The following is a 1,822-nucleotide window of genomic DNA, read 5'->3' as shown; positions in this document are numbered from 1 at the left end:
GAGAGGGAGGCCATCCGTAAATTCATCACGAGCCAGGCCGCGAACAAGAGGTACAGGCCATTTCGGTTGATCAGGGCTGTGACCAGGATGAAGCCCGCCAAAATTAAAATACCGCCATCCAAAAGACCCGACTTGCGGTGGAACTCGAGGGCAGACATTTCCAGATCGGCAGCCTGCCACTTCAGGACGGAAAGCCGGGCTGGGCCCGTGGCGCTGCTGCGACATAGCAGGGGTCGGTCGGTCTGCTCCGGGCTGAGTTCAAGGGCAAAACCCGCCTTCACCATAGAGATGCTGCCAGCCGTGCCATGGCGGCTGCCGCTGCCCAGCGGACTCAGCGTCCTGGCGTCCCAGCACGTCACGTCCATGGCATGCCGGGACGGAAATTCGACCATCAGCGGGGTATTCCCGACATTTTTGGGAACCACGAAAGAAAGCCAGACGGGCGACTCTGAAAGCCGGGTGTCGTGGAACGAGCTGAAGGGGCGGTTCTGCAACTGTGCCAGCGCTTGTGCGGGCTCGATCATGTTGGCAGACTCTTGAACAACCTGGATTCGCAACTCTTGTGGGGCGGTGACGGCATATTGCGATTTCCAGGCAAAAAGAGCCAGCAAAGACAGCAGCCCGATCACAATGGGTAGCGCGTAAGTCGAAAAGGCATACAGCAGCAGATCCAGCCCCTGGCTGAGTTGACCTATCCGATTGCGGGGAAGTCTCGACTTGTCCGTCATTTCTTTCATTTTTTTGTTTTCCAATTTCGACCTTGACATGATAAGGCCGACCGTGCTGTTTGTGCTTGCCGACAGGAAGAAGGGGGCCGGGTGTCGCTGTGATGAGCGAACTCCCGACCCGGACAGCTTACATGGCAAGCTTGGTGCCATGGGCAGAGAGTGTGGATAAACTCATCGACGGGGTCAAGTGTTGAGGCGGGCTATCGATTTGAATATCCGGATGATTTGTGCGGAAGATAAAGTTGAACAGGGGGTGTTTGGCTGCGGCCCAGCGCTCCTCGGCTGTATCAACATTGAATGACATCACCCGGTGCGGCAGATTGCCAACATGGTGAATGGGAATGTAGCCGGCACCCGGGAAGACATCATTGAACAGCAGACGGTCATACGTCCGGTCAACGGGCGCGCGTGCGGTGATCACCATCCATTCGACGCCGGTTTGCTGGCAGTACTGGAAATAGGCTTTAAACAGCACCGTGGTCACAAGGCGACCCCCCTTTTCATTGGTGACGCCCAGGCGGGTCGCTTCTGCCAGCGAACGTGACCTGAGCCATTCAGGCAACTCGATCGATTGTTCCAGGCTCAGCGGTTTGTACTGGTTGGTCTGAATGCGCATGGTGCCCAGCGGTGAGCCGTCAAGTTTTGATTCCGCCAGCAACACCACCACGCCTTTTTCGGCATCATCGGTTTCGGCTTTTCTGAGTGTTTCGGCGAAGGTGGGTAGATGGCGGGCATAGGCCGCGTGGCGAATCTCGACGGCTTTATTCAAGTCCTCTTCGTTGCGGACCAGTCGGACAGTGAACGGTAGCCGTTCTTCTGGCCAGTTGGCTGCCGTGGGTGCAGCGTAAGGTGATGGTCGTGTGTTGAAGTTGTAAGCCGTGGAGACTTCGGATGTAGCATGGTGAATCATGGTAATTTTCCTCGCAAAAGTTGAGTTGAACAAGCCGCGTGGGCCGAACTGACCCATTCGACGCATTCGAGTTTACTTTTGCGACAGGCGATGTCCAGCAACTGTTAAATGCTATTTAATAAATAGCAGCTCGTGCTTTGACAGAATAAGCCGATAGCCTTTTGTGCATGCACAGCACCGCCTG

Annotated in this window: 2 protein-coding genes; both read right to left on the bottom strand. The window is 55.8% G+C overall.

Annotation, left to right across the window (positions count from 1 at the left end; translation table 11 throughout):
• Window positions 1-737 (bottom strand): hypothetical protein (locus WAZ62_RS08835; RefSeq protein WP_422643157.1); only part of this gene is annotated, 737 nt, incomplete at its 3' end.
• Window positions 738-855: 118 nt separating this feature from the next.
• Window positions 856-1,695 (bottom strand): N-acyl amino acid synthase FeeM domain-containing protein, encoded by an 840-nt coding sequence (locus WAZ62_RS08830; protein ID WP_422643156.1) that lies wholly within the window; start codon window positions 1,693-1,695, stop codon window positions 856-858.
• Window positions 1,696-1,822 lie beyond the last annotated feature (127 nt).

The organism is Zavarzinia sp. (assembly GCF_049306435.1).
Classification (GTDB): Bacteria; Pseudomonadota; Alphaproteobacteria; order Zavarziniales; family Zavarziniaceae; genus Zavarzinia.
The sequence above is the reverse complement of the archived record's forward strand: the minus strand, read 5'-3'. Positions and strand labels throughout refer to the sequence as shown.